Annotated in this window: 20 protein-coding genes and 1 pseudogene; 12 read left to right on the top strand and 9 right to left on the bottom strand. The window is 69.1% G+C overall.

All coding sequences use genetic code 11. The annotated features are described in order from the left end of the window. Positions 1–54: 54 nt before the first annotated feature. The 4 genes from ACTWPV_RS28270 to ACTWPV_RS28255 form a co-directional block, all read right to left on the bottom strand. Entirely contained in the window at positions 55–1,095 is a 1,041-nt protein-coding gene (locus ACTWPV_RS28270) for an ABC transporter substrate-binding protein (protein WP_443154120.1), read from the bottom strand. Next, positions 1,092–1,961 (bottom strand): ABC transporter permease, encoded by an 870-nt coding sequence (locus ACTWPV_RS28265; RefSeq protein WP_443154119.1) that lies wholly within the window; start codon positions 1,959–1,961, stop codon positions 1,092–1,094. The genes ACTWPV_RS28270 and ACTWPV_RS28265 overlap by 4 nt, the downstream gene beginning before the upstream one ends. After that, positions 1,939–2,760, bottom strand: a complete 822-nt coding sequence (locus ACTWPV_RS28260; protein ID WP_443154118.1) for an ABC transporter ATP-binding protein — start codon at positions 2,758–2,760, stop codon at positions 1,939–1,941. The genes ACTWPV_RS28265 and ACTWPV_RS28260 overlap by 23 nt, the downstream gene beginning before the upstream one ends. Positions 2,761–3,258: 498 nt before the next feature. Then, a complete protein-coding gene (locus ACTWPV_RS28255) occupies positions 3,259–4,290 on the bottom strand; it encodes a hypothetical protein (RefSeq protein ID WP_443154117.1) in 1,032 nt (343 codons plus the stop codon). A 444-nt stretch (positions 4,291–4,734) separates the two neighbouring features. Between ACTWPV_RS28255 and ACTWPV_RS28250 the strand changes: the two genes are divergently transcribed. The 6 genes from ACTWPV_RS28250 to ACTWPV_RS28225 all read left to right on the top strand — a co-directional run bounded on the left by ACTWPV_RS28250 (position 4,735) and on the right by ACTWPV_RS28225 (position 12,321). Next, positions 4,735–6,075 (top strand): glycosyltransferase, encoded by a 1,341-nt coding sequence (locus ACTWPV_RS28250; RefSeq protein WP_443154116.1) that lies wholly within the window; start codon positions 4,735–4,737, stop codon positions 6,073–6,075. Beyond that, on the top strand, positions 6,072–7,247 hold the full coding sequence (locus ACTWPV_RS28245; RefSeq protein WP_443154115.1) for a pyridoxal-dependent decarboxylase: 1,176 nt from the start codon (positions 6,072–6,074) through the stop codon (positions 7,245–7,247). Before ACTWPV_RS28250 ends, ACTWPV_RS28245 begins: the two co-directional genes overlap by 4 nt. After that, on the top strand, positions 7,220–8,125 hold the full coding sequence (locus ACTWPV_RS28240; RefSeq protein ID WP_443154114.1) for a glycosyltransferase: 906 nt from the start codon (positions 7,220–7,222) through the stop codon (positions 8,123–8,125). The genes ACTWPV_RS28245 and ACTWPV_RS28240 overlap by 28 nt, the downstream gene beginning before the upstream one ends. Then, the gene (locus ACTWPV_RS28235) at positions 8,095–10,008 is read left to right on the top strand and encodes an ABC transporter ATP-binding protein (RefSeq protein ID WP_443154113.1); all 1,914 of its coding nucleotides are present in this window, start codon (positions 8,095–8,097) and stop codon (positions 10,006–10,008) included. The genes ACTWPV_RS28240 and ACTWPV_RS28235 overlap by 31 nt, the downstream gene beginning before the upstream one ends. Continuing rightward, positions 10,005–11,900 (top strand): ATP-binding cassette domain-containing protein, encoded by a 1,896-nt coding sequence (locus ACTWPV_RS28230; RefSeq protein ID WP_443154112.1) that lies wholly within the window; start codon positions 10,005–10,007, stop codon positions 11,898–11,900. Before ACTWPV_RS28235 ends, ACTWPV_RS28230 begins: the two co-directional genes overlap by 4 nt. 79 nt (positions 11,901–11,979) lie before the next feature. After that, on the top strand, positions 11,980–12,321 hold the full coding sequence (locus ACTWPV_RS28225) for a hypothetical protein (RefSeq protein WP_443154111.1): 342 nt from the start codon (positions 11,980–11,982) through the stop codon (positions 12,319–12,321). A 48-nt stretch (positions 12,322–12,369) separates the two neighbouring features. On the opposite strand, the pseudogene ACTWPV_RS28220 reads toward ACTWPV_RS28225, so the two are convergent. Continuing rightward, positions 12,370–12,783: pseudogene (locus tag ACTWPV_RS28220) on the bottom strand (cytochrome P450); the annotation flags it as partial. A gap of 520 nt (positions 12,784–13,303) precedes the next feature. On the opposite strand from ACTWPV_RS28220, the gene ACTWPV_RS28215 reads away from it, so the two are divergent. Further along, complete coding sequence (locus tag ACTWPV_RS28215; RefSeq protein WP_443154110.1) at positions 13,304–13,963, top strand: hypothetical protein; 660 nt, start codon at positions 13,304–13,306, stop codon at positions 13,961–13,963. 307 nt (positions 13,964–14,270) lie between these two features. On the opposite strand, the gene ACTWPV_RS28210 is transcribed toward ACTWPV_RS28215, so the two are convergent. The 4 genes from ACTWPV_RS28210 to ACTWPV_RS28195 are packed head-to-tail and all read right to left on the bottom strand — an operon-like array spanning position 14,271 to position 19,018. Further along, a complete protein-coding gene (locus tag ACTWPV_RS28210) occupies positions 14,271–15,149 on the bottom strand; it encodes a carbohydrate ABC transporter permease (RefSeq protein ID WP_347648975.1) in 879 nt (292 codons plus the stop codon). A gap of 2 nt (positions 15,150–15,151) precedes the next feature. Further along, a complete protein-coding gene (locus ACTWPV_RS28205) occupies positions 15,152–16,102 on the bottom strand; it encodes a carbohydrate ABC transporter permease (RefSeq protein WP_443154109.1) in 951 nt (316 codons plus the stop codon). A gap of 23 nt (positions 16,103–16,125) precedes the next feature. After that, the gene (locus ACTWPV_RS28200) at positions 16,126–17,400 is read right to left on the bottom strand and encodes an ABC transporter substrate-binding protein (RefSeq protein ID WP_443154108.1); all 1,275 of its coding nucleotides are present in this window, start codon (positions 17,398–17,400) and stop codon (positions 16,126–16,128) included. Positions 17,401–17,428: 28 nt separating this feature from the next. Then, positions 17,429–19,018, bottom strand: coding sequence for an alpha-amylase family glycosyl hydrolase (locus tag ACTWPV_RS28195; protein ID WP_443154107.1), 1,590 nt, complete (start codon positions 19,016–19,018; stop codon positions 17,429–17,431). A gap of 12 nt (positions 19,019–19,030) precedes the next feature. On the opposite strand from ACTWPV_RS28195, the gene ACTWPV_RS28190 reads away from it, so the two are divergent. The 5 genes from ACTWPV_RS28190 (at position 19,031) to ACTWPV_RS28170 (ending at position 22,653) form a co-directional block, all read left to right on the top strand. Then, positions 19,031–19,804, top strand: coding sequence for a TetR/AcrR family transcriptional regulator C-terminal domain-containing protein (locus ACTWPV_RS28190; protein WP_443154106.1), 774 nt, complete (start codon positions 19,031–19,033; stop codon positions 19,802–19,804). Between the two features lie 479 nt (positions 19,805–20,283). Then, positions 20,284–20,583, top strand: a complete 300-nt coding sequence (locus ACTWPV_RS28185; RefSeq protein WP_347643837.1) for a pentapeptide repeat-containing protein — start codon at positions 20,284–20,286, stop codon at positions 20,581–20,583. Positions 20,584–20,588: 5 nt separating this feature from the next. After that, on the top strand, positions 20,589–20,888 hold the full coding sequence (locus ACTWPV_RS28180) for a hypothetical protein (protein WP_443154105.1): 300 nt from the start codon (positions 20,589–20,591) through the stop codon (positions 20,886–20,888). Continuing rightward, positions 20,888–21,742 (top strand): hypothetical protein, encoded by an 855-nt coding sequence (locus ACTWPV_RS28175; RefSeq protein WP_443154104.1) that lies wholly within the window; start codon positions 20,888–20,890, stop codon positions 21,740–21,742. The genes ACTWPV_RS28180 and ACTWPV_RS28175 overlap by 1 nt, the downstream gene beginning before the upstream one ends. Continuing rightward, a complete protein-coding gene (locus tag ACTWPV_RS28170) occupies positions 21,739–22,653 on the top strand; it encodes an ATP-grasp domain-containing protein (protein WP_443154103.1) in 915 nt (304 codons plus the stop codon). Before ACTWPV_RS28175 ends, ACTWPV_RS28170 begins: the two co-directional genes overlap by 4 nt. Positions 22,654–22,668 lie beyond the last annotated feature (15 nt).

Raw genomic sequence — 22,668 nt, 5'->3', positions numbered from 1 at the left:
AGCACGCCACCGGTACGCCCCGCCTGCGGTCCTGTCCGCGGCGCCTGGTGACGCTCAGGAGCCGTCCTCCTGCTTGACCGTGTCGAAGACCACGTCACGCCAGTCGGCGGGCGTCTTCTTGACGACGCCGACCTCCTTCATGAAGGCGCCGAGCTTCAGCAGGGCGTGCGGCGTCGTGGTGAACTCGATGCCGTCGAACGTCAGGTACTCCTCGTACCGGGCCGGGGAGACCTTCCCCCCTTCGGCCTTGGAGAGGATCTGCGCGGCCTCGCCGGGAGAGTTCCTGATGAGGTCGCTGGCCCGGGCGATGTTCCTGTGCACCGCCTCGATCACGTCGCCGTTCTGCTCCGCGTACTCCTGGGTGGCGACCATCATGTTGAACCCGTGCGGGCCGAACAGCTCGTAGCTGTCGACCAGCTTGCGCGAGCCCTGCTCCACCGCCTGGAACTGGAACGGCGGCGAGGTGTAGGCGGCCGCGATCTGCCCGCCGACCAGGGCCTGCAACGCGTCGGGGTGGGCCATCGCGACGATGTTCCCGTCGAGCGCGTGGGCGTCGCCGAGCTGCTGCCGCGCGGCCTTCTGCAACATGACGGACTGGATGGAGCCCGGCGAGACGGCGGCGATCTTGTCGGTGGGCTCGAAGTCCCGCAGCCCGCGCAGGCGCGGGTCCTTGGCCACCAGCCACAGGGGCATGTCGTTGAGGGAGCTGACGATCTTCCAGGGGATGCCGGCGTCCCAGCCGATGAGGTAGGGGCCGACGCCGCTGGAGCCGACGTGCAGCTGGCCGGCCAGCAGCCCGTCGCGGGTGGCCGCGCCGCCGCTGACGAGCTTCCAGTTGATCGTACGTCCCGGGAGATCCTTCTCCAGCCAGCCGTTGGCCTGCATGATGGTGAGCGCGGCGTAGCTGATCCCGGAGCCCTGCGAGATGTTGATCTCCTCGCCGGAGCCACCCGAGCCGCCCCCTTCGCCGCACGCGGCGGCCAGCGCCGCCAGCCCGGCGCCGGCCGCGCCGACGCGCAGGGCGTCGCGGCGGCTGTAGCGTCGCGGTGCGAGCCGGTTCGCCGGCGTACGCGAGCCTTGCGGAGTCCAGATCATGCCGTGCCCTCCCTCATGCCCCAGCGGGTCACCGTGTACCGCTCGACCAGGTTGAACACCAGGTCGAGCGCGATGCCGATCAATGCGATCGTCACCAGCCCGGCGAACACGTCCGGGATCCGGGCGTAGTACCGGGAGTTGTTGATGAAGAAGCCGAGCCCGCCGTCGGCGCCGGCGGCCCCGAACACCAGCTCCGCCGCGATGATCGTGCGCCAGCCGAACGCCCAGCCGGTCTTCAGGCCGGCGATTGCGTGCGGCAGCGCGGCCGGCATCATCACGTCGCGGGCCAGCCGCCAGCCGCTCAGGCCCAGGTTGCGGCCGACCATGACGAGCGTGGCGGGCGTGGTCCGCAGGCCCATGCTGACGTTGACGGTCATCGGCCACAGCACGGCGTTGGCCGTGACGAAGATCAACGCAGTGTCGGTCAGCCCGAACCAGAGCATCGCGAGGGGCAGGATCGCCACCGACGGCAGCGGGTTGACCATGGACGACACCAGCGTCAGGACGTCGTTCCCGATCGTCGTGGTGACGGCGAGCACGGTGAGGACGACGGTCAGCACGACCCCGATGCCCACGCCAGCGCCGAGCAGCCTCATGGTGGTCAGGGTGGAACCGGTGATCTCCCCGCCGGCCCAGCCGTCGGCGAACGCCGTGGCCACGTCCCAGGGGCCGGAGAAGACGAACGGGCTCACCCCGGACAGCGAGGTGTAGAGCTGCCAGGCTCCGACCAGCGCGACGAACACGATCGTCCGGCGGGCCCAGCTCGGCAGGCGTGACCAGAGGCGCGGCGACCGGCGATGGGCGACCGGCTCCGGCCGGTCCCTCCCGGCGGGCTCCAGCACGTCACTCGAAGACGGCGCCGTCAAGGTCCTCCCCTTCCTCCGCGAGCAGGGCACGCAGCCGGCGCCGGGCCTCGGCGAACCCCGGCGAGTCCGGCTGCAGGCCGGAGACGTCGACGATGTCCTCGACGCGCGAGGGACGGCCGCCGAGCACGACCACGCGGTCGCCGAGCAGCACGGCCTCGTCGATGCTGTGGGTGACGAACAGCAGGGTCACGTCGGTGCGCGCGGCGATCCCGGCGAGCTCGCGCTGCAGCCGTCCCCTGGTCTGCGCGTCGAGCGCGCCGAAGGGTTCGTCCATGAGCAGCATCAGGGGGTCCATGGCCAGCGCCCGCGCGATCGCGACGCGCTGTTTCATGCCGCCCGACAGCTGGTGGGGATGGCTGTCGAGGGCATCCCCCAGCCCCATGAGCTCCAGGTGCTCGACGGCCCGCCGCCGGGCCTGCCGCCGGTCGGCGCCTGTCACCCGCAGCGCGTGGACGACGTTGCCGAGCACCGTGCGCCACGGGAAGAGCTGGTCGAACTCCTGGAAGACGAAGGCACGGTCCGGGCCTGGCTCCGGGGTGTCGCGCCCGTCGACGAGGATGCGGCCGGCCGTCGGGCGGAGATATCCCCCGACGGCCTTGAGCAGGGTGGACTTGCCCGAGCCCGAAGGGCCGAGCACCATGATCTTCTCGCCGCGCCGCACCTCGAAGCCGGCCTCCGCCACCGCCGGCACGTGGCGGCCCTGCCGCTGGTAGCCGATCGCGACCCGGTCGACGAGCAGCAGCGGCGGCTCACCCCTCGTTCCGTCGCGTGGGGTGGCGTCCGTCGTCGCGGATGTCACGGAAGTCTCCTTCGGTCCTTCTGCCCGTAAGGAGATTAAAGCTACCAACAAACAGGGGAATATGTCAGACCAGGTGCGCGTCCACCTCCAGGGCCGCGACCTCCCTTGGCTCGGCCAGCAGCTCGGCGTTGGTGACCGTGACCGCGGTGCCCGTCGCCGGCGGGCTTGGGCACGCTGATGCCGGACGCCACCGCGACCAGCTCGCCGACCATCCGCCCCGCGTCGCTGATCAGACCATCCACCAGGTGCAGGTCCGTGCCCGACGCCACGCACTCGCGCCGGGTGATCTCCGGCCGCAGCCCGGGAGACGCCGACCGCGGTCCCTGACCGGGGGCAGCTCGTGGTAGCGCCACAGGTCGGGCCCGCGCCCCGGGAGCTCAGCGAGGTGTGGACCCCTGCGGCCACGTCCACGGCCGCGCCAAGAACGCCACCGTCCACCGCATTCCGCCGGCGCCCCTCGGGGACGCCGGCGGAGGCGGGCATTCAGGTGCGGACCGGTCAGCGGAAGTCGGAGACGCGCAGCACCGCCAGCATGTCCGTGGCCCGGGAGCCGGTCGAGAAGGAGGCCTCCGCGCCGACCCAGCCGCGAAAGGCTCCCCGGTCGTCGATGATCTGCATGAGCGGTTTGACGTGGGAGTTGCCGGTGTAGCAGAACTCACGGCGCTCCATCGCCAGGCAGGTGCACCAGTGCCACAGGGTGTCACGGCGGTCGGACTTGGAGATCATCGTCAGGTAGTACTGGATGGAGCTGATGTTGGGGCGCGTCCCGCCTCCGTACTTGGGGCAGCCGCCGGACTTCTGGCACGCGCCGCGCGAGGACGGCTGCAGGTAGGTCAGGCATGAGGTGGTGCCGGTGCAGGCGCGGAAGGCGGAGTGGCCGAACGGCTGATCGGCGGAGTTCACGAGCTTGCCGCTCGCCCAGCTCGTCAGGTCCTGCCTGAGCGAGCCGCGGAACGCCTTGACCGAGCTCATCGCGCGACGGGTCCCGAGCGCGGCGTTGCTGCCGTAGGCGTACCCGTGGGTGGCCAGCGTGCTCCGCTTGAGGTCCAGGCGGGCCAGCCTGCCGTCGGGCGAGCGCCGCACGTACCACTGCTCCGTCCACGTCTGGGCGATCTTCCACCGGATCGTGAGCACGTCGCCCGCCACGGTGTACGTCCCCGTGCGCTTCTCGCTCGGGCCGCCGGTGAAGCCCCCGGCGGTGAGCACCTCGCAGGCGCGGGGCCGCGACGCGGCACCGCCCGCCTTGGTGGTGCAGCTGGGGTCGGGGACGGTGCCGGTGCGCTGCCTGGCCTTGGGATGACGTTGCCACCACAGGTACAGGGCGGCGCTCACCGTGCCGTTGGCGGCGAAGCGGTAGCTGCCCAGGCGGACCCAGTTCTGCCGGGAGGCGGCCTTCAGATGACCTTGTGAGACGACATAGGTGGTCTTGCCGCCCGGCAGCGGCGAGGCGGAAACCGCGGCGGTGGCGGGCCGGACGGGCAGGATGGTGATGGCGAGCACGAAGGAGAGGACTGCGGCTGCGGTGCGCATGAAGTGACCCCCGAAGGCTTACGGGCTTGGCCGAATGTCAACGAGTCACCGTATTCGGACCGGACCGGATGTGTCCCGCGAAACCGCGGTCTCGACGCACCTGGCGCACCGGGTGCCTGTCGGCGCATCTCGGATCCGTCCGCGGCGAACCGGCATCCGCCGCCAACTCATCACCCCCGGCTCTCTATTCCGCCTGACGGAATCCGGTCTTGCGGGAGCGCTCCCACGAAATTATATTGCGCTCGAAACGCGACTAACAATCATTGTTATGCATCTCAACCAGCTTGAGTCGGGGCGCAATGGCGTGCGTCCGGCCCGCATGGCCGGCGCCCCTTCTCGGGCACCGGGCCGGGGCTCGCGGCGCGAACGCCCCTGGCCGACGGAGAGAACCGCTGCCCCGATGCACCGACCAGTGCCGCAAGTCCCCGCACTCCTGGAGCCCCGATGGCGAAAGTCCTGTTCGCGGCGACACCCTTCCACGGTCACGTAACCCCCTTGCTCACGGTCGCGAAAAACCTCCAAACCCGCGGCCACGACGTGCTCTTCGTGACGGGTTCACGTTTCGAGGATGCCGTGATGTCCGGCGGGACCCGTTTTGAAGCGCTCCCCGAGGAAGCGGACTTCGACGACCGGCACATGTCCGCCGCATTTCCAGAATTCGCCGACGCGGGCACGGGACACGAGCACCACACCTTCTTCTGGAAGCGGGTGTTCGCGGACGCGGCGGCCGCGCAATACCGTCAGATCCAGGCCCTGCTCGAACATTTCCCCGCCAGCGTGCTCGTGCACGACACCGTCTTCCTCGGCGCCCTGCCGGTGTCCCTGCGACCGCCGAGCGCCATCCGGCCGACGACGATCTGCCTCGGCGTCCTTCCCCCCATGCTGCTGAGCGACGACGTTCCCCCGTTCGGGCCCGGGATTCCGTATCTCGGCGGCCCCGAGGGACGTGCGCGGAACCGCCGGCTCAACGCCGAGACGCTCGACGCGTACGCGGGCCTGCAGAAGGACGTCGCGAGCGTCTTCGGGGCCATCGGCTGTGACCTGCCCGGGTTCATCTTCGACTGTGCGGTCACCGGGCCCGATCACTATCTCCAGCTGACCGTGCCCGGCTTCGAGTACCCACGTTCGGACGCGCCCGATTCGTTCCGGTGCGTCGGGGCGCTGCCGCAACCGTCGAGCGACTCCTTCGTGACGCCGGAGTGGTGGCCCGAGTCCGCCACGGCGGGCCGCCCGGTCGTGGCGGTGACCCAGGGCACGCTGGCCAACGAGGACCTTTCGGAGTTGATCCTGCCGACGGTGCGAGGGCTCGCCGCCACCGACGTCACGGTCGTCGCGGCGACGGCCCGCCCTGACGGCCCGGAGGACTTCGCTCGCCTGCTCCCCGAGATCCCCGGCAACGCCGTCATCGCCGGCTACGTGCCGTTCGACCGGCTGCTGCCGCTGGCGAGCGTCCTGGTCACCAACGGCGGCTACGGCGGCGTGCATGCCGCGTTGCGGAACGGGGTGCCGCTGGTGGTCGCCGGCGACACGGAGGACAAGCCCGAGGTGGCGGCCCGGGTGCAGTGGAGCGGCGCGGGACTCGACCTGCGTACCGGGCGCCCCCGGCCGGAGCAGGTCCGTCGGGCGGTCACCACCGTGCTCGGCGATGCCCGCTACCGCGCGGCGGCCGGTCGGCTGCGCGCGGAGATCGCCGAGTTCGACCCGTTCGGTGCGGTGGCCGGCCTCGTGGCCGCGTCGAGCCCCGTGCGCGAGCAGGCCGCGCTCCGCCTGAAGAGCCCCCGGTGACCACCCTGAGCAGCAGCGACCCGCTCGCGGACACGGTCGCCGACCGGTTGCGCCGGCTCGCCGCCGCCGAACGCCACAAGGTCGGCTTCCCGGGCTGGTCGGCCGCCTTTCCCCAGTCGCTCGTGCCCTTCCTGTCGCATGAGCTCAACAACTACGGCGACCCCGAGGTCGACCCGGTCTTTCCCTGGCACACCAAGGACCTCGAACGCGAGCTCGTCGAGGACCTGGCCGACCTGTTCGGCGCCGGCCCGGCCCGGCGGTGGGGCCACGTGACCTCTGGGGGCAGCGAAGGCGTCCTGCACGGCCTGTGGCTCGCGCGGGCGGCGCATCCAGGGGCGAAGGTCTACCACTCCAGGGCGGCGCACCCCTGCGTGGCCCGCAGCGCCGGCATGCTGCGCATGGAGAACGTCGCCGTGCCGACCGACATCCAGGGCGAGATGAACTACACCGCCCTCATGCGGCGGCTCGTGGCCGACCCGCACCCGTCGGCGATCGTGGTGGCCACGATCGGCACCACGCTGACCGAGGCCGTGGACGACGTGCGGAGCATCCGTGTCACGCTGTCGGCCGCCGGCAAGCAGTCCCATCTCCACGCCGACGCCGCCATGTCGGGCATCCCGCTGGCGCTGCACGCCGAGGGCCGTCCCGTGTTCGGGCTGCACGCCCAGGGGGCCGACAGCCTGTCGATCAGCGGCCACAAGTTCCTCGGCGCGCCGTTCCCCTGCGGAGTCGTCCTGACCAGGATCGACCCCGGGCGGAGCCCGAGCGCCTCGGACCTGCTGTGCGGCGCCTCCGACTCGCTGACCAGCTCCCGCAACGGGCATGCCGCCCTGATCCTCTGGTACCTCCTCAAGGAACGTGGGATCAGCGGCCTGCGGGAGCTGGCACAGGCCGGGCAGGCCACCGCCGAGTACGCCCAGCGCCGGCTCGCCGCCGCCGGGTGGCCGGCGTGGCGCGCGCACCGCCGTGCCCGCACGGTGGTGTTCCCGACGCCCCCGCGCACCGTCCTCGAGACGTGGGCGCTTCCGGCGGTCCGCGGGATCAGCCACATCGTCTGCACCCCGGGCGTGACCCGTACCCGCGTCGACCGCTTCGTCACGGCGATCAGCGCCGCGATCCCCGAACCGATCAAGGACGGACAGCCATGGACCACTCCCTCACGTGTTCTGTGATCATCCCCACGTACAACCGCGCCCGCCTGCTCGACTGGACCCTGCACGCGCTGACCCGCCAGGACCTGCCGGCCGACCGGTTCGAGGTGGTGGTCGTGGACGACGGATCCAGCGACGGCACGGCCGCGGTCGTCGACCGGTACCGCGACCGGCTCGCGGTGACCTACCACTACCAGGAGGACCAGGGCTACCGGCTCGCCGCCGCCCGCAACGTAGGGATAGCACACGCGACCGCCGACATCTGCGTCTTCATCGACTCAGGGGTACTGGCCCACTCCCGCTGTCTCAGCGCCCATCTCGACAGCCACGCCTCCGCTCCAGGCCCGACGGCCGTCGTGGGGTACGTCTACGGCTTCAACCTGGACAACGAGGACGCCGAGCTCATCGAGCGGAGGGTCGACGTCACCGACCCCGACGCCAGCATCGTCCGGCTCGCCGAGGACGGGCGGCTGGATCTCCGGGAGGAGTTCTACGTCCGGCACGACGACAGGATCGGCGACCTGCCCGCGCCCTGGACGGTGTACTGGAACTGCAACGCCTCGGCCCGGACGGCCCAGTTGCGCTCGGTCGGGGCGTTCGACGAGGCCTTCCGCACCTGGGGCGGGGAGGACATCGACCTCGCCTACCGGCTGCACCGCGACGGAGCCCGGTTCGTCCTGAACCGGCAGGCGTGCTCCATCCACTACCCGCACGAGAAGAAGGCGGACGACAACATCGCGAGCTGTGCCCTCAACTACCGCTACATCGCCGACAAGTACGGCACGCCACTCACCCGGCTCCTCCTGCCGCTGCCGACCATCAACCCGTTCAACCTCAACGACGTCGCCCGCTTCCTCGACGTGCCGTCATGCGCGGACTACCTGGCCGGGAAGGCGTGAGCGGGGCGCCACACCCGGGTTCGCAGTGGCGGGTCGTCCGGCTGGTGCCGCGCGTGGGGCCGGCGCTGCTCTCGGTGATGGTGCCGGTGAACCTGGCGCTCGGCGCGCTGCCCGTCGTCTTCGTCGTCGCCGCCGGCCACCTGCTGGCGGAGGTGCCCGCAGCGGTGTCCGGCCCTGTGTCCGGCGCTGTGGCCGGCGCTGTGTCCGGCGGCACCGGGTCACCCGCGTTCGACCGGTTGCCGGCCGCGTTCGCGGTCGCCGCGGCTGCGTTCCTGCTGCGCGAGGTCCTCTCTCCGCTGCAGGAATCGCTGGGTGAGCTCGCGGCGCGCCGGGTGGACGGCCTCATGTACGACCGGCTGATGGCGGCCGCCCTTCGCCCCCGGGGCATCGCGGCCCTGGAGGATCAGCGGGTTCTCGACGCGCTGCGGCTGGCGTCGCGGGAACTGGAGTACGGGGTCCAGAGCCCGGGGCAGGCCTGCGCCGGAGCGCTCGCCCTGCTCGCTCGCGCAACCGAGTTGTGCTGCTGCCTCGTGGCCATCGGCACGGTGTTCTCCTGGTGGGCCGCGCTCGGGCTGGCCGGGGTGGTGCTGCTGTTCCGCCACGGGCAGCGGGGCGGGCTGCGCCGCTACGCGCAGGCGCGGGTCGCGCTGGCGGACGAGGAACGGCGGATCGACTACCTTCGCCGGCTCGTGATCGAGCCCGCCGCCGGCAAGGAGATCCGGGTGTTCGGGCTCATCGGGTGGTTGTCCGGCCTGCTGGAGGACGCCTACCGCGCGTGGCTGCGGCCCCTGTGGGCGGCCCGGCGGCGCGCGTACGTGTGGCCCTTCGTCTGGTTCACGGCCGCGGGCGTCGCCGTCACCGTCGCCGTGTTCTGGGCGGTCGGGACGACGGCGGCGGACCGGCTCACCCTGGTCGGTTTCCTGATCGTCGTGCAGGCGGCCCTGGGCGCGGTGCGGCTCGGCGAGCACTACTCCGAGGCGGACCTGCAGACCGAGGTCGGCCTGCGGGCGCATGACGCCGTCGAGCGCCTCGTCGCCCGGCTCGACGCGTACCCGGCCGGCCCGGGGACGGTGACCGCGGCCGGGGCGGTGCCGGATCCGGTGCAGGCCATCCGGTTCGACCAGGTCCGCTTCGGCTATCCGGGAGGGCCGGGGCTCGTGTTCGACGGCCTGGACCTGACGATCCCGGCCGGCCGGTGCACCGCCATCGTCGGCATGAACGGCGCGGGGAAGTCCACGCTGGTGAAGTTGTTGTGCCGGCTGTACGACCCCGACAGCGGCACGATCCGCGCCGACGGCACCGACATCGCGTCCTATCCGGTGGCGGCCTGGCGCCGGAAACTGAGCGTGGTCTTCCAGGACTTCGCCCGGTACGAGGTGTCCGCGGCGGAGAACATCGGCTTCGGCGCGGTCGACGCGCTGGGCGACCGGGCCGGGATCGAGGCCGCCGCGCGAACCGCAGGCGTGTCCGCCATGCTGGACGCGGTGCCCGGCGGCCTGGACGTGCCGCTGGCCCGGCACCTGTCGGGCGGCGGGGACCTGTCGGGCGGGCAGTGGCAGCGAATCGCCCTGGCCCGCACGCTGTTCGCGCTGCGGCACGGCTCACCGGTCATCGTCCTGGACGAGCCCACCGCGAGCCTGGACGTCCGCGCCGAGGCCCGGTTCTTCGACGAGTTCGCCGAGCTCACCCAGGGTGCGACCACTGTGCTGATCTCGCACAGGTTCGCCACCGTACGCCGGGCCGACCTCATCGTCGTTCTCGCCGGCGGCCGCCGCGTCGAGCAGGGCAGCCATGACGAGCTGATGGCGCTCGACGGCCGGTACGCGTACCTGTTCCGCCTGCAGGCCCACCGCTTCGCCGAGTGCACCGGAGACCCGACGTGAGGGAGGTCTTCCGGACGGTACGGCACCTGGTCTGCGGCGCCTGGCGGGCGGACCGCGGCAAGACCGCGACCGCGTTCGCCCTGGTGCTCGCCGGCGCGGCGGCCGCTCCGCTCCTGGCCGCCTGCCTGGGCCGGATGACCGACGACGTGCTCGCCGGCCGGTCCGGTGCCGCGGCGCTCGCCGGAGCCGGCGTCGCCGTTCTCGCCATCGTGTCGCTGACCTTCGGCCACTTCGCGCACATCGCGTACTTCGAGCTGTCCGAACTCGCCGAGATCGACTTCGACCTGCGGCTGGCGGCGCTGTCCAACGGGACGCCCGGGACCGCCCACCACGACCGGCCCGAACACGCGGACACGTTCACCGTGCTGCAGCGGGAGAGCCGCCGCTTCCACACCGGTCTCGGCGCGATCGTCAACGCCGCCGGCCTCGCGATCGCCATGGCTTTCACCGGGATCCTGCTGGCCCGGGTGAGCGCGCTGCTCCTGCTGCTCCCGCTCGCCGTGGTGCCGCCGCTGGTCGCCGGACGCGTCGCCGACCGAACCCTGGACCGCGCCCGGCAGGATTCGGCCGAGCCGACCCGCATCGCGCTCAATCTGTTCCGCCTGACGACCACGGCCCGGCACGGTGGCGAGCTGCGGGTCTCGGCGCTGGGAGAGGAGTTGCGCGACCGCCACGCCCGGCTGTGGGCGACCGCCACCCGGCGCCTGTGGCGAGGGCAGCTCACCGCCACGGTGGTCCGTGCCGCCGGACTGGTGACGTTCGCGGCGGGGTACACGGGCGCGGTGCTCGTCGCCGTCAGGAGCGCGGTTTCCGGGGGCGCCTCGGCGGGTGGCGTCGTCCTGGTCGTGGTGCTGGCCGTACAGGTCAACCAGCAGGTCACCACCGCCGTCCGGCTGATGCAGGACCTGCACAGGATGGCCACCGCGCACCGGCGGCTGGCCGACCTGGCAGCCGCCCTCGCAGAGCAGGCAACGGTCGGAGGACAGCCGGCGGCGGCCGGCGGTCACGGCCCACCGGACCGGCTCGATCGGGGGATCACCCTGGAGGACGTGAGCTTCGCCTATCCCGGCAGGACCAGGCCGGTGCTGACGGACGTCCGGCTGGTCCTCCCGGCCGGCGCCACCGTGGCCGTGGTGGGCGAGAACGGCGCCGGCAAGTCCACCCTGGTCAAGCTCCTGTGCGGGCTCTACCAGCCCACCCGCGGCCGGATCCTGCTCGACGGCGTCGACCAGCGGCAGGTGGCGCCCGACCCGTGGCGGCTGCGCGTCTCGGCCGGCTTCCAGGACTTCGTCCGGTACGAGCTGACGGCCCGGCAGGCGGTCGGCCTGGGCGACCTGCCGAGGATCGCCGACGATGCCGTGGTGGCCGCGGCCCTGGAACGCGCCGCCGCGTCCGACGTCGTCGCCCTCCTCCCGCACGGCCTGAGCACCCAGATGGGAAGGTCGTACGCCGACGGCGTCGAGCTCTCCGGCGGTCAGTGGCAGAAGCTCGCCCTGGGCCGCGCGTTCATGCGGGAGACCCCCCTGCTGCTCGTCCTGGACGAGCCCGGCTCGGCCCTCGACCCGGAGGCCGAGGACGCCGTGTTCGAACGGTACGCCGCGCAGGCCAGGCGCGTCGGCCGGTCGGTGGGCGCGATCACCGTGTTCGTCTCGCACCGCCTGTCCACCGTCCGCATGGCCGACCTCATCGTGGTCCTCGATGAGGGCCGGGTGGCCGAGGTCGGCGATCACGCCACCTTGATGGCGGCCGGCCGGACCTACGCCGGCCTGTTCACGATGCAGTCCTCCGCGTACGCTCCCGGCCGGCACCCGGTGCCCAAGGCGGGGCCGGAGAGCTCACCTCAGCCGGCCGCCGGCACCTGCCCGCGACGGGACAGGCCGGGCACGGGATAGCGAGCTCATAGGTTTTTCATAGAGCTCTGGGATTCGATGGCGTCTGTCCCGATCCGGTCCATCACCGTCTGGAGATCAGATGACCCGCCTTCGCGCCCTTGGACTCCTCGCCGTATCCGTCGCCCTGGCCGCCGGCGTGACCGCCGCGCCGGCCGGCGCCGCCGCACGGAGCGGCAGCGCCGCGTCCTGCTCCGCCACCAGCAACAAGACCGGCAAGTACGGCCTGGTCACTCTCAAGTGCACGACGACCTGGAAGTTCCAGGTCAGTACCTGGTGCTACAAGAAGAACAACACCGACTCCGACCGCACACGCATCTATGGAGGTCTGGCGCAGGGCCCGCGCCAGCTGTCCTCGGCCGTCTGCCGCGGCTCCTACCCCCACCGCCTCAGCACCGGATACACGTACGACGTCGTGGGCTAGCTAGGACGCGGTGGGTGCCGTAGGACTTACGCAGCCCCGTCACCGAGACGAGACACGCATCTCGATGCGGGCAAGCTGCTGACCGAGGCACAGACGGACGCCGTGGCCGAAGGCCGGATGCCCGGCGGCTGAGCGGCGCAGATCGAGCACGTGGGGGTCGGAGAACCTGGCCGGATCCCTGTTTGCGGCGTTGATCGCGATGACGACCGTGTCCCCGCCTTGAGTTGCCTGCCGCCGAGCTCCACGTCCTCAGCACGCCGCGCATACCGGTGGCGGCGACCACCCCGCCGAGCTCCTCGTCGGTCAGGTCGCCGCTGCTAATTAGGTCGCTGCGCAGGTCGCGGTCGGCTTGGCCCGCTTCGCGAGCGCGAGCTCCCGCAGGTACGGCACGCCGGGCAGCTCACAGATCGTCAGCGCTGGAACCGGCTGGGCGAAGACCTCGACGAGGTCGGCGGGCGGCCCCGTCATGGCGGAGCCGGCGTTCGGCCCGCGTGAGTGCCCCGGGGCCGGCCGCCACCCAGGTCAGCACCCTGATAGTGTGTTCCGCCGGCCAGGACGGAGGCGCGGTGACGGCATGGTGGCGACATCGCCGGACACGACGTGGGAACACTCGGTGATCTCTGATCAGCGCCTCGGCATCCGGGTCGATTCCGCCCTTCGAGGTCGACGGCGCCCCCGCGTCGCCCTCCGCCGATCCCGGTCAAAGCTGACCCGCGGCATCGCTCTACCGGAAAGCATCAGCAACCGTGCGCACAACGTCCCTCATCGCCCTTGCCCTCCTGGCGGTGACCACTGCGGGCTGCGGGCTGCCGCCTCTCACGCCGCCCACCGAGCAGGCTCGGCCGACCGCCTCCGCCCGCGGGTCGTCCCCGGTCACGCCATCGACGTCACCGGTCGCCACCGGCCTCACGATCGCAGACGCCAAGCGGGGCGCCGCGAACTGGCTGGCTGACCACAACCGGACGGTCAAGGACCGCGACTGGTGGGACGATTCATCCGCGATCGACAGACTGTCTGGGACGGCACCAGGCATGAAGCGGTGATCGACCGGTGGGCCGTGAAGGACGGCGACAGGAGGAAGAAACGCGAAGCGATCCGCCTGACCGGGCATGTCTACTACGTCCCCCGCGAGCAGACGATTCCTGACGGACAGTGGTTCCTCCTCCAGGCCACGTACGCGGGCCAGGACCGCCCGCACATTCTGGCGTTCTGGCGCCCCGAGGGCGGAGCGTTCAAGCTGGCGGCCAAGAGCCCGTTGCACCACGGTCAGCGGGTGCCCGAGCCGCGGCGGGACGCCGAGGGCTACGTCACCGCCATGCCGGCCCGCATCGGCAAGGAGGTCGCTCAGGAGTACATGGTGTTCTGGGATTACGACAGGCACGACCAGGAGGGCCGGAACGGCTACCGGCTGGCCGAGGACAACTACAGCAGGCGCGCCTACCGCACGGGCTCCAAGGGCGCGTACATGGGTTACCAGTCCTACAGCCGCCCGTACGGGTTCCGCACCGGGGACGGCGGTTCATTCCACGTCTTCTGCCTGCTCAACGACCCGCAGAGCATCTCGGCCGTCCTCACCTTGGGCGTGTCCACCCGCGGGAAGGGCAACGCACTCCACGAGATCGCCGCAGACTGGTACGCCTGAGGCCCCTCCCCCGGGCTCCAGCTGGGAGAGCAGGAGCTTGATCAGGGGCACCGGCGTGAACCAGACGAGGGTCCGCGGACGGTGACGAGCGCGAGGCTGGGCACGGCGATCGCGGACGGCCGACGGGCGACGCACGTTCGGTGGCACGACCTGATGGAGTCGTTCTGGTCACGCCTGCAGGTCGCGCTCCTGAGCCGCCGACGCTTGTCCATCGAACCGGGGCACCTTCACGATCTCGCCTGCGGGCGGACCCGGCCAAGCCCCTCCGGGCTGTTCGCCCTCCGCTCGCCTGACCGGCTCGTGTGTCCTACTTGAAGGCGCCCGCGGTGAGGCCGGTGACGATGCGCCGCTGGAACACGAGGACGGCGGCGATGAGGGGGAGCGTCACGATGGCCCCGGCCGCCATGATCGCCGTATAGGGGATCTGGTGCGGCTGGGAACCGGCGAAGTTGGCGATCGCCACGGTCACCGGCGCGACGTCGGGGTTCCCGTTCGACAGCAGGCTGGACAGCAGATACTCATCCCAGGCGGAGAAGAACACGATGATCGCAGTGGTGAACAGACCGGGCGCCGCGAGCGGGAGCAGGACCTTGCGGAACGCCTGGGCCGGGGTCGCGCCGTCCGCGAGCGCCGCCTTCTCCAACTCCCAGGGCATCGCGGCGAAGAAGCTGGTGAGAATCCAGAGGGCCAAGGGCAGGGCGAAGGAGATGTTCGGGACGATGAGCGCCTGGTACGTCCCCAGCCATCGGATGTCGGTGAACAGCTGGAACATCGGGGTCAGGATGGCGACGCCGGGGAACATCGACGCGCACAGGACGGCCGCCAAGATCTTCGGTTTGCCGCGCATCGGCAGCCGTACCAGCGCGTACGCCGCCGGGCCCCCGATGAGCAGAGCCAGCGCGGTCGTCGCGCACGCGACAACCATGCTATTGAGCAGCGCCCGTCCGAAGTGGTCGCCTCCGCTCGTGTCGAACGCCGCCCGGAAGTTGTCCAGCGTCGGGTGCGCCGGCCACGGGGTGGCGTCGAAGGTGTGGCCAACGTCCCGGAACGCGGTGACCACCATCCAGTAGAAGGGGCCCAGACACCAGAGCACGATGACGGCCGCGCCGGCGTACAGCCACAGTGGCCGCCGCGTCCGCCGAAGGCGCGTCTTCCACGTGTGTTTCGAGAATTCGGCTGTCGTCATCACTAGGACATCCCATGCTGTTCGGACTGGACGAGGTTGACCCGGAACACCCGGACAAGCGCCAGAGCGACACCGAAGATGAGCACGAAGGTCAGCGTGGAGAGGGCTGACGCGCCGCCGTAGCCTTGCTGGATCTGCCGGACCGTGAGAATCGACAGCGTCGTGGTCGCGTGCCCATCACCGCCACCGCCTTGAGTGAGGATCGCCGGCAGGTCGTAGATGCGCAGGACGTCCAGCACGCGGAACACGATGGCGACCAGCAGCGCCGGCCGTATCAGCGGCAGGGTGATCCGCAGGAAGCGCTGGAACGTGGAGGCCCCGTCGATGCGGGCGGCCTCGTAGAGCGCACCGGGAATGCCCGACATACCGGCGAGCAACAGCAGCGCGACGAACGGCGTCGTCTTCCACACGTCGCTGATGATGACAGCCACCCGTGCTGACCAGGCACCGTCCGTCCACAGGATATGGGTGCCGAGGGCTCGATTGACGATGCCGTCGTAGGCGAACATGAAGAACCAGAGCTTCGCGGTGACGGCCGTCGGGATCGCCCAGGGCACCAGGACGACGGCGCGGAGGAACCCGCGTCCGGCGAACGCCTGGTTCATGACGATGGCCATCAGGAGACCGAGGACGACCTCAAGGGACACCGTGACCACCGTGAAGAACAGCGTGACCAGGACCGAGGTCCAGAACTGGTCACCGAGCGTCCCCGGCGGACAGGACGTGTCGCCGCACTGCTGCCCCAGCCAGTGCAGGTAGTTGGAGAATCCCGCGAACTCCCCGCCGGTGGTGAAGAACCCGTCCCGCAGGGTCGGATCGGTGCGGAACGAGGTGACCAGCGCGGCGACGATCGGGTAACCGATGACGGCGGCGAGCAAGACGAGTGCCGGTGAGACCAGTAGCGCGCCGAGCCTGCTGCGGCTCTGCGCTGTCGTATCGGACGGTTTGGACATGGAACGTTCCCGTCTGGCGTGCGTCACTGCTCGCTGGTCGCGGCGAGGATCGCCGCCTGGATGTCTTCGACGGCCTTGTCGACCGGCTTCTCGCCCTTGATGGCCGCGTAGGCGTTCTCGCTGATGGCCTGGGTCACAGCCGGATAGAACGGCGTAACAGGCCGCTCGGCCGCGGTGGCGATGCTCCGTTCGAGCGCGCCCAGGTAGCCGAGCGCGGGATCGTCGAGCAGCGACTTGTCGCGGTAGAGGCTCTTGACGACGGGAGGCTGGCCCTGCTCGATGAGCAGTTTCCGCTGCACGTCCGGAGACTGCAGGTAAATGAGGAAGTCTCGGGCGGTCGCCTTGCGCTTGGAGTAGACGTTCACCGCGTTGTCCTGACCGCCGAGCACCGCCCGACCGGGCCCGTCGACCCCCGGAAGCATGGCCACCCCGAACTTGCCCTTCACCACGGAGCCGCCGTCGCTCTCGGCCAGCGGATACACGTAGGACCAGTTGCGCAGGAACAGTAGTTTGCCGGCTTCGAACGCCTGGCGGCTGTCTTCCTCCTGGTAGGTGATCGCTTCTTGCGGGATGTCGCCGGCGCGATAGGCGTCGACGAGTAGGGACAGGCCCTTGCGGACGGCCGGGGTGTCGGCCGAAGGGGTCGTGCCGTCGGCTTTGACGAAGCTGCCGCCCGCGGCGGCGACGGCCTCCGCTACGTTGACGGTGAGGCCCTCGTACTTGGCGAACTGCCCGGCGTAGCAGCCCATGCGCCGTTCCCGGGCGATCTCGCAGTACTTCAGCAGCTCCTTCCACGTCCGAGGCGGACGCGGTACCAGGTCCTTGCGGTAGTAGAGCAGGCCGGCGTCCGTCATGAACGGCGCGGCGTAGAGAGTGCCCTGATACCGTGCGGTCGTGACCGTCTGCTCCAGCAGCGGCGACGTGTCGAAGGTATAGTCGCCCTCGAAGGGCTGCAGCCAGCGGTGCGCCGCGTACTCCGCGATCGTCACGATATCGGCGCCGAGGACGTCGTAGTTCGCGTCCTCGGCCTTGAAGTGACGCACAAGGTTGTCGTGCAGTTCGTCGACGTCACTGAACTGCCTGAGCGTGACCCGCTGGTCCGGATGACGCAGGTTCCACGTCTCGATGACCTGTTTGGTCGCGGCCCCGGCCACGTCCGACGCCTGGACGTACGTGATCGGCCCGCGGCCCGACAAGTGCTGCCGCGCCGCATCGAGCCTGCTGTCCGGCGTCGCACAGCCGGTGACCGCAAGGATAAGCGCGCCCGCTGCGGCGGACAGCCTACGCCGCGCCCTCACGTCCATCTCCTCCTCGTTCCTCGCCGGGTCATCCCGCGGTCCGCAGGACGACCGCTTCCCAGGGGCGCAGCGTCGAGTTCGTGCCGGTCTCTGGCAGGCTCTCGCGCACCGTGGCACTCGACAGCAGCGGCTCACCGGTCAGCGTCAGCCGCTGCGGCTCGGCGGAGAAGTTGGCCGCCACCGTCAGCGGGCCGCAGGTGTAGATCCATCGCGAATCGCTCACCTCTACCTCGCGGTAGCCGGCGATGCCGCCGGCGAAGGCTTCCCGGCGGAGCAGCACGAGCGCGCGGACGAGAGCGAGAGTCGATGCAGAGTCGGCCCGCTGCTCAGCCACGTTGACGCTCTCGTCGTCGGGCAGCGGAAGCCAAGGTGTGCCGGTCGTGAACCCCGCGCCGACAGTGCGGTCCCAGCGCATGGGAGCACGCGCGTTGTCCCGCGGCCACTGCCCGTTCCGGCCGCCGGCCGTGAGCGGATCACGGTGCAACCGGGCCGGAATGTCGCTGTCCACCATTCCCAGCTCGTCGCCGTAGTAGAGCGCGTAGGTCCCGGGAAGGGTCGCCATGAGGGTGTGCGCCAGGCGGGTCTTGCGGTTGTCTCCGGCCGCCCATCGCGTCGCCATGCGCGGCAGGTCATGGTTCGAGCCGGCCCAGATCGGACACGTCCCCTCGGGGAAGGAGGCCAGAGACTCCGCCACCACCCGCGAAAGGGCCGGCGCCTCGAACGGCGCGAAGATGAACGGAAAGTTGAACCCCAGATGCAGCTCGTCGTCGTCCCCGAAATATGGCACGAGCTCGTCGACCCGCGCCACCCACGTCTCACCGAGGAGCAACGGCGTCTCCACCCGGCTCTCCGCACGCCGGCGCCATTCCCGGTAGACGTCGTGCACTTCGGGCTGGTTGAAGTTGTACAGGTGCTGTATCCCGTACCGTCCCTGGACCTCGGTGCCGTAGATGTGGGCGCCGTCGTGCGTGGGGTTGTCCCGGAGCAGCGCGTCCTTGTACAGCCCATTCGCCACGTCGATCCGGAATCCGGCGATCCCGCGGTCGAACCAGAAGTCCATGATGGCGGCGAATTCGGCATGCACCGCCGGATTCCACCAATTGAGGTCCGGCTGTTCGGGGAGGAAATTGTGGAAGTAGTACTCGCCGCTCTTCTCGTCCCATGTCCACGCCGGTTCGCCGGTGTCGTCGACCCAGTTGTTCGGCAGCGACCCGTCGCTCTTGGGCGGCGCCCACACGTAGTAGTCGCGGTACGGCGAGCCCGGGTCGGAACGGGCTTCGACGAACCACGGATGCTCGCTGCTGGTGTGGTTCGGGATGAGGTCGAGTATGACGCGCATCCCGCGCTCCCACGCCTGGGCGATGAGAACGTCCAAGTCGTCCAGCGTACCCAACTCTGGATGGACGCCACGGTAGTCGGAGACGTCATAGCCCCAGTCGTGGTTGGGAGACGGCATCGTGGGAGAGAGCCAGAGGGCGTCGACTCCGAGCCACTGGAGGTAGTCGAGACGTCCGATGAGACCTTGGAGATCTCCATAGCCGTCCCCGTCGCCGTCCTGGAACGAGCGGACGTAGACGTGGTAAAGCGTGGCACCGTGCCACCAAGGGGAATGGTCCACCGGAGTCCTCTCATGGAAGCCGAACACGGCAAACGAATCCGGATTCGTTTCTCCGGTATGGTGTCTACCAGGATTTATAGCTGTCAAGGCGCCAACCGAATGACGTTCGTTTATCGCGTCGGCCGCCACCATGGAAAGCAATCCGGAAGGGACCACGGGATGCCGCGCCCGCGCAAGGCACTTCTCTCACGGGAGATCATTGCGACCGCCGCACTGGAGATGACCAGCGAGACCGGCGGCTTCACCGTGCCCGATCTGGCGAGGCGGCTCAATGTCCGCCAGTCCTCGCTCTACAACCACGTGAGCGGGCGGGCCGAGATCATCGAGCTGATCCGGCAGCGGCTGCACGAGGCACTGGCGGTCCGCGTCGACGTCACCGCCGACTGGGCGGATGTGATCCGGCACGTCGCCTCCGCCCAGCGGGCCTCGATGGCCAAGCACCCGTGGGTCATCCCCCTGCTGGCAACGTCCCCCGCCGACCTGGACGCCACGATCACCACGCTGGAGAACGTGGCCATCGTCCTGTCCCGCGCGGGCTTCACCGATCGCGACGTCATGCTCGCGATAGCCATGCTTGACATAGTGACGATCGGCGCAAGCCTGGACCTGGTCTCCCCGGAAGACCTCTACCCAGCCGAAGCGCTCGCCCAGGCAGCGACACTTGCCCGCGTAGTCCGTACTGCGCCACCAGGCGTCCCCCGCGCCGACGTCGCCTTCAACTTCACCCTCGACCTGATCATCGAGGCCCTACGCATCCGCCTCTCCCACAACACGAATCCCCGATAGACCCTTGGACCCAACAGAACCATCCGGACCGGCTGCGGCGGAGTCGTACGACATCGCCTCCGAGCTCGGGCAGGGCGCACACCTTCGACACCGCCGGACCGTTGGATGGCGGAAGAGCGCCTCACTCCGGCCCATTCCTGAGGGCCTCAACGGCTAAGATCACCCGGTGGATGCCTGCGGAGTCCGCCATTGTTTGACATGCGGTCAGAATATCTTGTAGCAAAAACATCCAGTCGCGCGAACAAGGCACTGAAGGTGCCGCTGATGAGCATCATTGTGCAAGCACAATCCATGGCGGACACCTCCTCCCTGCCGGCCTTAAGACGCGCGAGATCCAGATCCGTTCGGCTGTAGATCTTTACTCGCATCCTCTCCGATCTTCCCAATCGTGCGCGGATGCAGTTCATGAAAGCGCCTCTTGTGGAGGCCCGGCATCCGAGTTATCGTCCTGTGTAGCGTCGACTGCCGGGAGGGGAATTATGGCAGAGGCTGACTCGCCAAGATCAAACGTGCTCTATCAAGGCGCCAATTCGCAGCAGACGGCGTGGGTGGGTTCAATTCTGGACGGCAGTCGCTTCGTACGGTCGAGTTTCAGCGACTGCGAGTTCATCGACACCTCCCTCCGAAGCGACACGTTCGCACAGGTTTCGTTCGATGACAGTCGGATGTTGAAGTGCAGCTTCAACAATGTCGTGATAGAGGCGAGTGACGTTTCCGGCCTCGTCATCAATGGCGTCAACATCGGCGATCTGCTGGCCGAGCGCAAGGCGGAGGGGTGATTCGTGTGGCGAGGGAAAAGTTCTTCATCGTTGAGAATGCCCGCCCGGACGTCCTCGGCGACTTCAGGTTGTCAGCGCTCACGATCGATGACGCCATCGCCAACGCCCTGTCCCTTGCCGCGGACGGCTGTCATTCCGATGGAAAGGAAGGCGGCTCCGACGGGAACGAGACGGGTAAGGAATCGAGCGAGAAGGACAGCGAGGGCAAGGAGGCCAGCGACCCTGAGATTCTCAGCCCGATCGACGCAGTCGTGCTTCCGGGTGAGATAAGCGCCGTGGAGCAATTCATGCGCCCAATGATGTGATGCGGTCGATCCTGGTTTTTGCTCCTCCGCATGACGACGGCGCCCAGGCCTTCAAGGAGCATTGTTCGAAAAGCAATGTTTCTTGCGCGCTCGTGAGCGATCTTCGAGATATGTCCTTGGCTCTTGCGTACGAGCACGCCCGTGATCCCCGATGGGTCTGCTTCGTGGATGGCCAGCGTTTGACGTCCACCGACACCTGTGTGTGGGTGAGGCACGCCGGAGCCCTTCGACCGATCATCGATGTCGAAGAAGAGCGATTCGCATCCCAGGAGTACTTCGCCGCCCTGTGGTCCTTGGCAGGCATGGCGTCCCACACGGTGAACCGTCCGGGTCGTTGGGCTTGGGACTACGTCCAGGGCCTACGATCGCTGATCGGGGATTCGTTCGTCGCCACCTACACGGGTTCCCGCACCGCTGAGCTCCAGGAATTGGTGCATCTTGCCCACGAGAAGTCGGCCGGCGAGATTCATTGGCAGAACGCGATCTCCTTGGTCACCTGGTGTGGTGACACGGATCCGACGGAGCGGGAGATGCCACCGTTCGTGCGGGCACAGGTGTGTGACACTGCGTCCTATGATCTGTACCTGATAGTGGGCGATCACTTGTTCCCCTTGAGGTCGGGGAGCGGCCTCGATCGCTCGTCGGAAGGGTACAAGACCTGGTTGACTCGTTTCAGGAACCGGGCCGCGAGAGAGGGCCTGTGTTTCTATACGGTTGCGGTGGTCGGCCGTCGAGGCCATCCTCTGGTCTCCGCAATCAGGACGGATCCGCCACTCGCCTGGTACCGGCAGTGGGCCGGTAAGGTACACGATGCTTTGCTTGACGTCTGCTGCGGGAGCGGTAAGGACTCGTGATCGTCCTCTTGGGTGCCACGCGTGACAAGACCATGGCTCATACTGCGGCGATGGCGAGGGGCCACGATGTTCCGTTTCTGTTCTTCGATGTGCAGCGTTATCTCGACGAGGGAGGGTGGATCTGGGACGGCGAAGCTCGTGAAGGACGACTGTGGTACGGCGAGACCGTCCTTGAGCTCTCGAAATCATCGGTCAGCGGCATATATTCCCGTCTGATCGATACCACCGAGCTGCTGCCCGCGGAAGCGAGAGGCGCGGCCCGTGCGCGGTTACGCGCCCTGGTCGAAATGCTCGGCGCATGCGAGATCACTGTGGTGAATCGTCCGCGCTCCGAGCCCAGCAACGGCTCCAAGCTCTATCATCTGTGGGTGCTCGCAGGTTTCCGGTTCACGACCCCTCCATCTCTGCTGACGAACTTTGGGGAGCCGCTCAGCGACTTCCTCGAACAGAACGGCCGCGTACTGTACAAGGGTGCGAGCTCGGAGAAGACCATCGTTTCCCAATTCACCGATGCGGAAGCGGCGAGGGTGAATTCACTGCGAAACAGTCCGGTCCTGTTCCAGGCGTATGTGCCGGGCGTGGATGTTCGATTGCACCTGGTGCGCGGTGAACCCTTCGCTGTCAGTGTGACCCCCGAGCGGTCGGAGGACTCTCTCGTCGTCGATTACCGCTTTGATCCTTCGCCGAAGCGTTACGCGGTTGTTCCGGTGCCGGACGACGTGCTGGCATCGTGTCACGCATACCAGGCATGGTCGGGGCTCGACTTCATCGGTTTCGACTTCCGGGTGAGCCAGAAGGGGTGGACCGTCCTGGAAGCGAACCCGATGCCTGGATACGAGAGTTACGACCGCAGAGCCGACAACCGGATATCCGAAGCGCTGCTGAGCGTGTTGGGCGTCCGCATGACCTAGTACTCCAGTGGCACT

The sequence above is a fragment of the Nonomuraea sp. KM88 genome (assembly GCF_052245635.1).
Lineage (GTDB): Bacteria > Actinomycetota > Actinomycetes > Streptosporangiales > Streptosporangiaceae > Nonomuraea.
Note: the sequence above shows the minus strand (reverse complement) of the source record. Positions and strands in the feature narration are given on the sequence as shown.

Bases quoted from the DNA above. Each gene is read 5' to 3' on its own strand.
- ACTWPV_RS28255 (WP_443154117.1), bottom strand. From the start codon at position 4,290: ATGCGCACCGCAGCCGCAGTCCTCTCCTTCGTGCTCGCCATCACCATC.
- ACTWPV_RS28205 (WP_443154109.1), bottom strand. From the start codon at position 16,102: ATGTCCAAACCGTCCGATACGACAGCGCAGAGCCGCAGCAGGCTCGGC.
- ACTWPV_RS28190 (WP_443154106.1), top strand. From the start codon at position 19,031: ATGGAAGCCGAACACGGCAAACGAATCCGGATTCGTTTCTCCGGTATG.
- ACTWPV_RS28270 (WP_443154120.1), bottom strand. From the start codon at position 1,095: ATGATCTGGACTCCGCAAGGCTCGCGTACGCCGGCGAACCGGCTCGCA.
- ACTWPV_RS28250 (WP_443154116.1), top strand. From the start codon at position 4,735: ATGGCGAAAGTCCTGTTCGCGGCGACACCCTTCCACGGTCACGTAACC.
- ACTWPV_RS28185 (WP_347643837.1), top strand. From the start codon at position 20,284: ATGGCAGAGGCTGACTCGCCAAGATCAAACGTGCTCTATCAAGGCGCC.
- ACTWPV_RS28210 (WP_347648975.1), bottom strand. From the start codon at position 15,149: ATGACGACAGCCGAATTCTCGAAACACACGTGGAAGACGCGCCTTCGG.
- ACTWPV_RS28235 (WP_443154113.1), top strand. From the start codon at position 8,095: ATGCGCGGACTACCTGGCCGGGAAGGCGTGAGCGGGGCGCCACACCCG.
- ACTWPV_RS28225 (WP_443154111.1), top strand. From the start codon at position 11,980: ATGACCCGCCTTCGCGCCCTTGGACTCCTCGCCGTATCCGTCGCCCTG.
- ACTWPV_RS28240 (WP_443154114.1), top strand. From the start codon at position 7,220: ATGGACCACTCCCTCACGTGTTCTGTGATCATCCCCACGTACAACCGC.
- ACTWPV_RS28175 (WP_443154104.1), top strand. From the start codon at position 20,888: ATGCGGTCGATCCTGGTTTTTGCTCCTCCGCATGACGACGGCGCCCAG.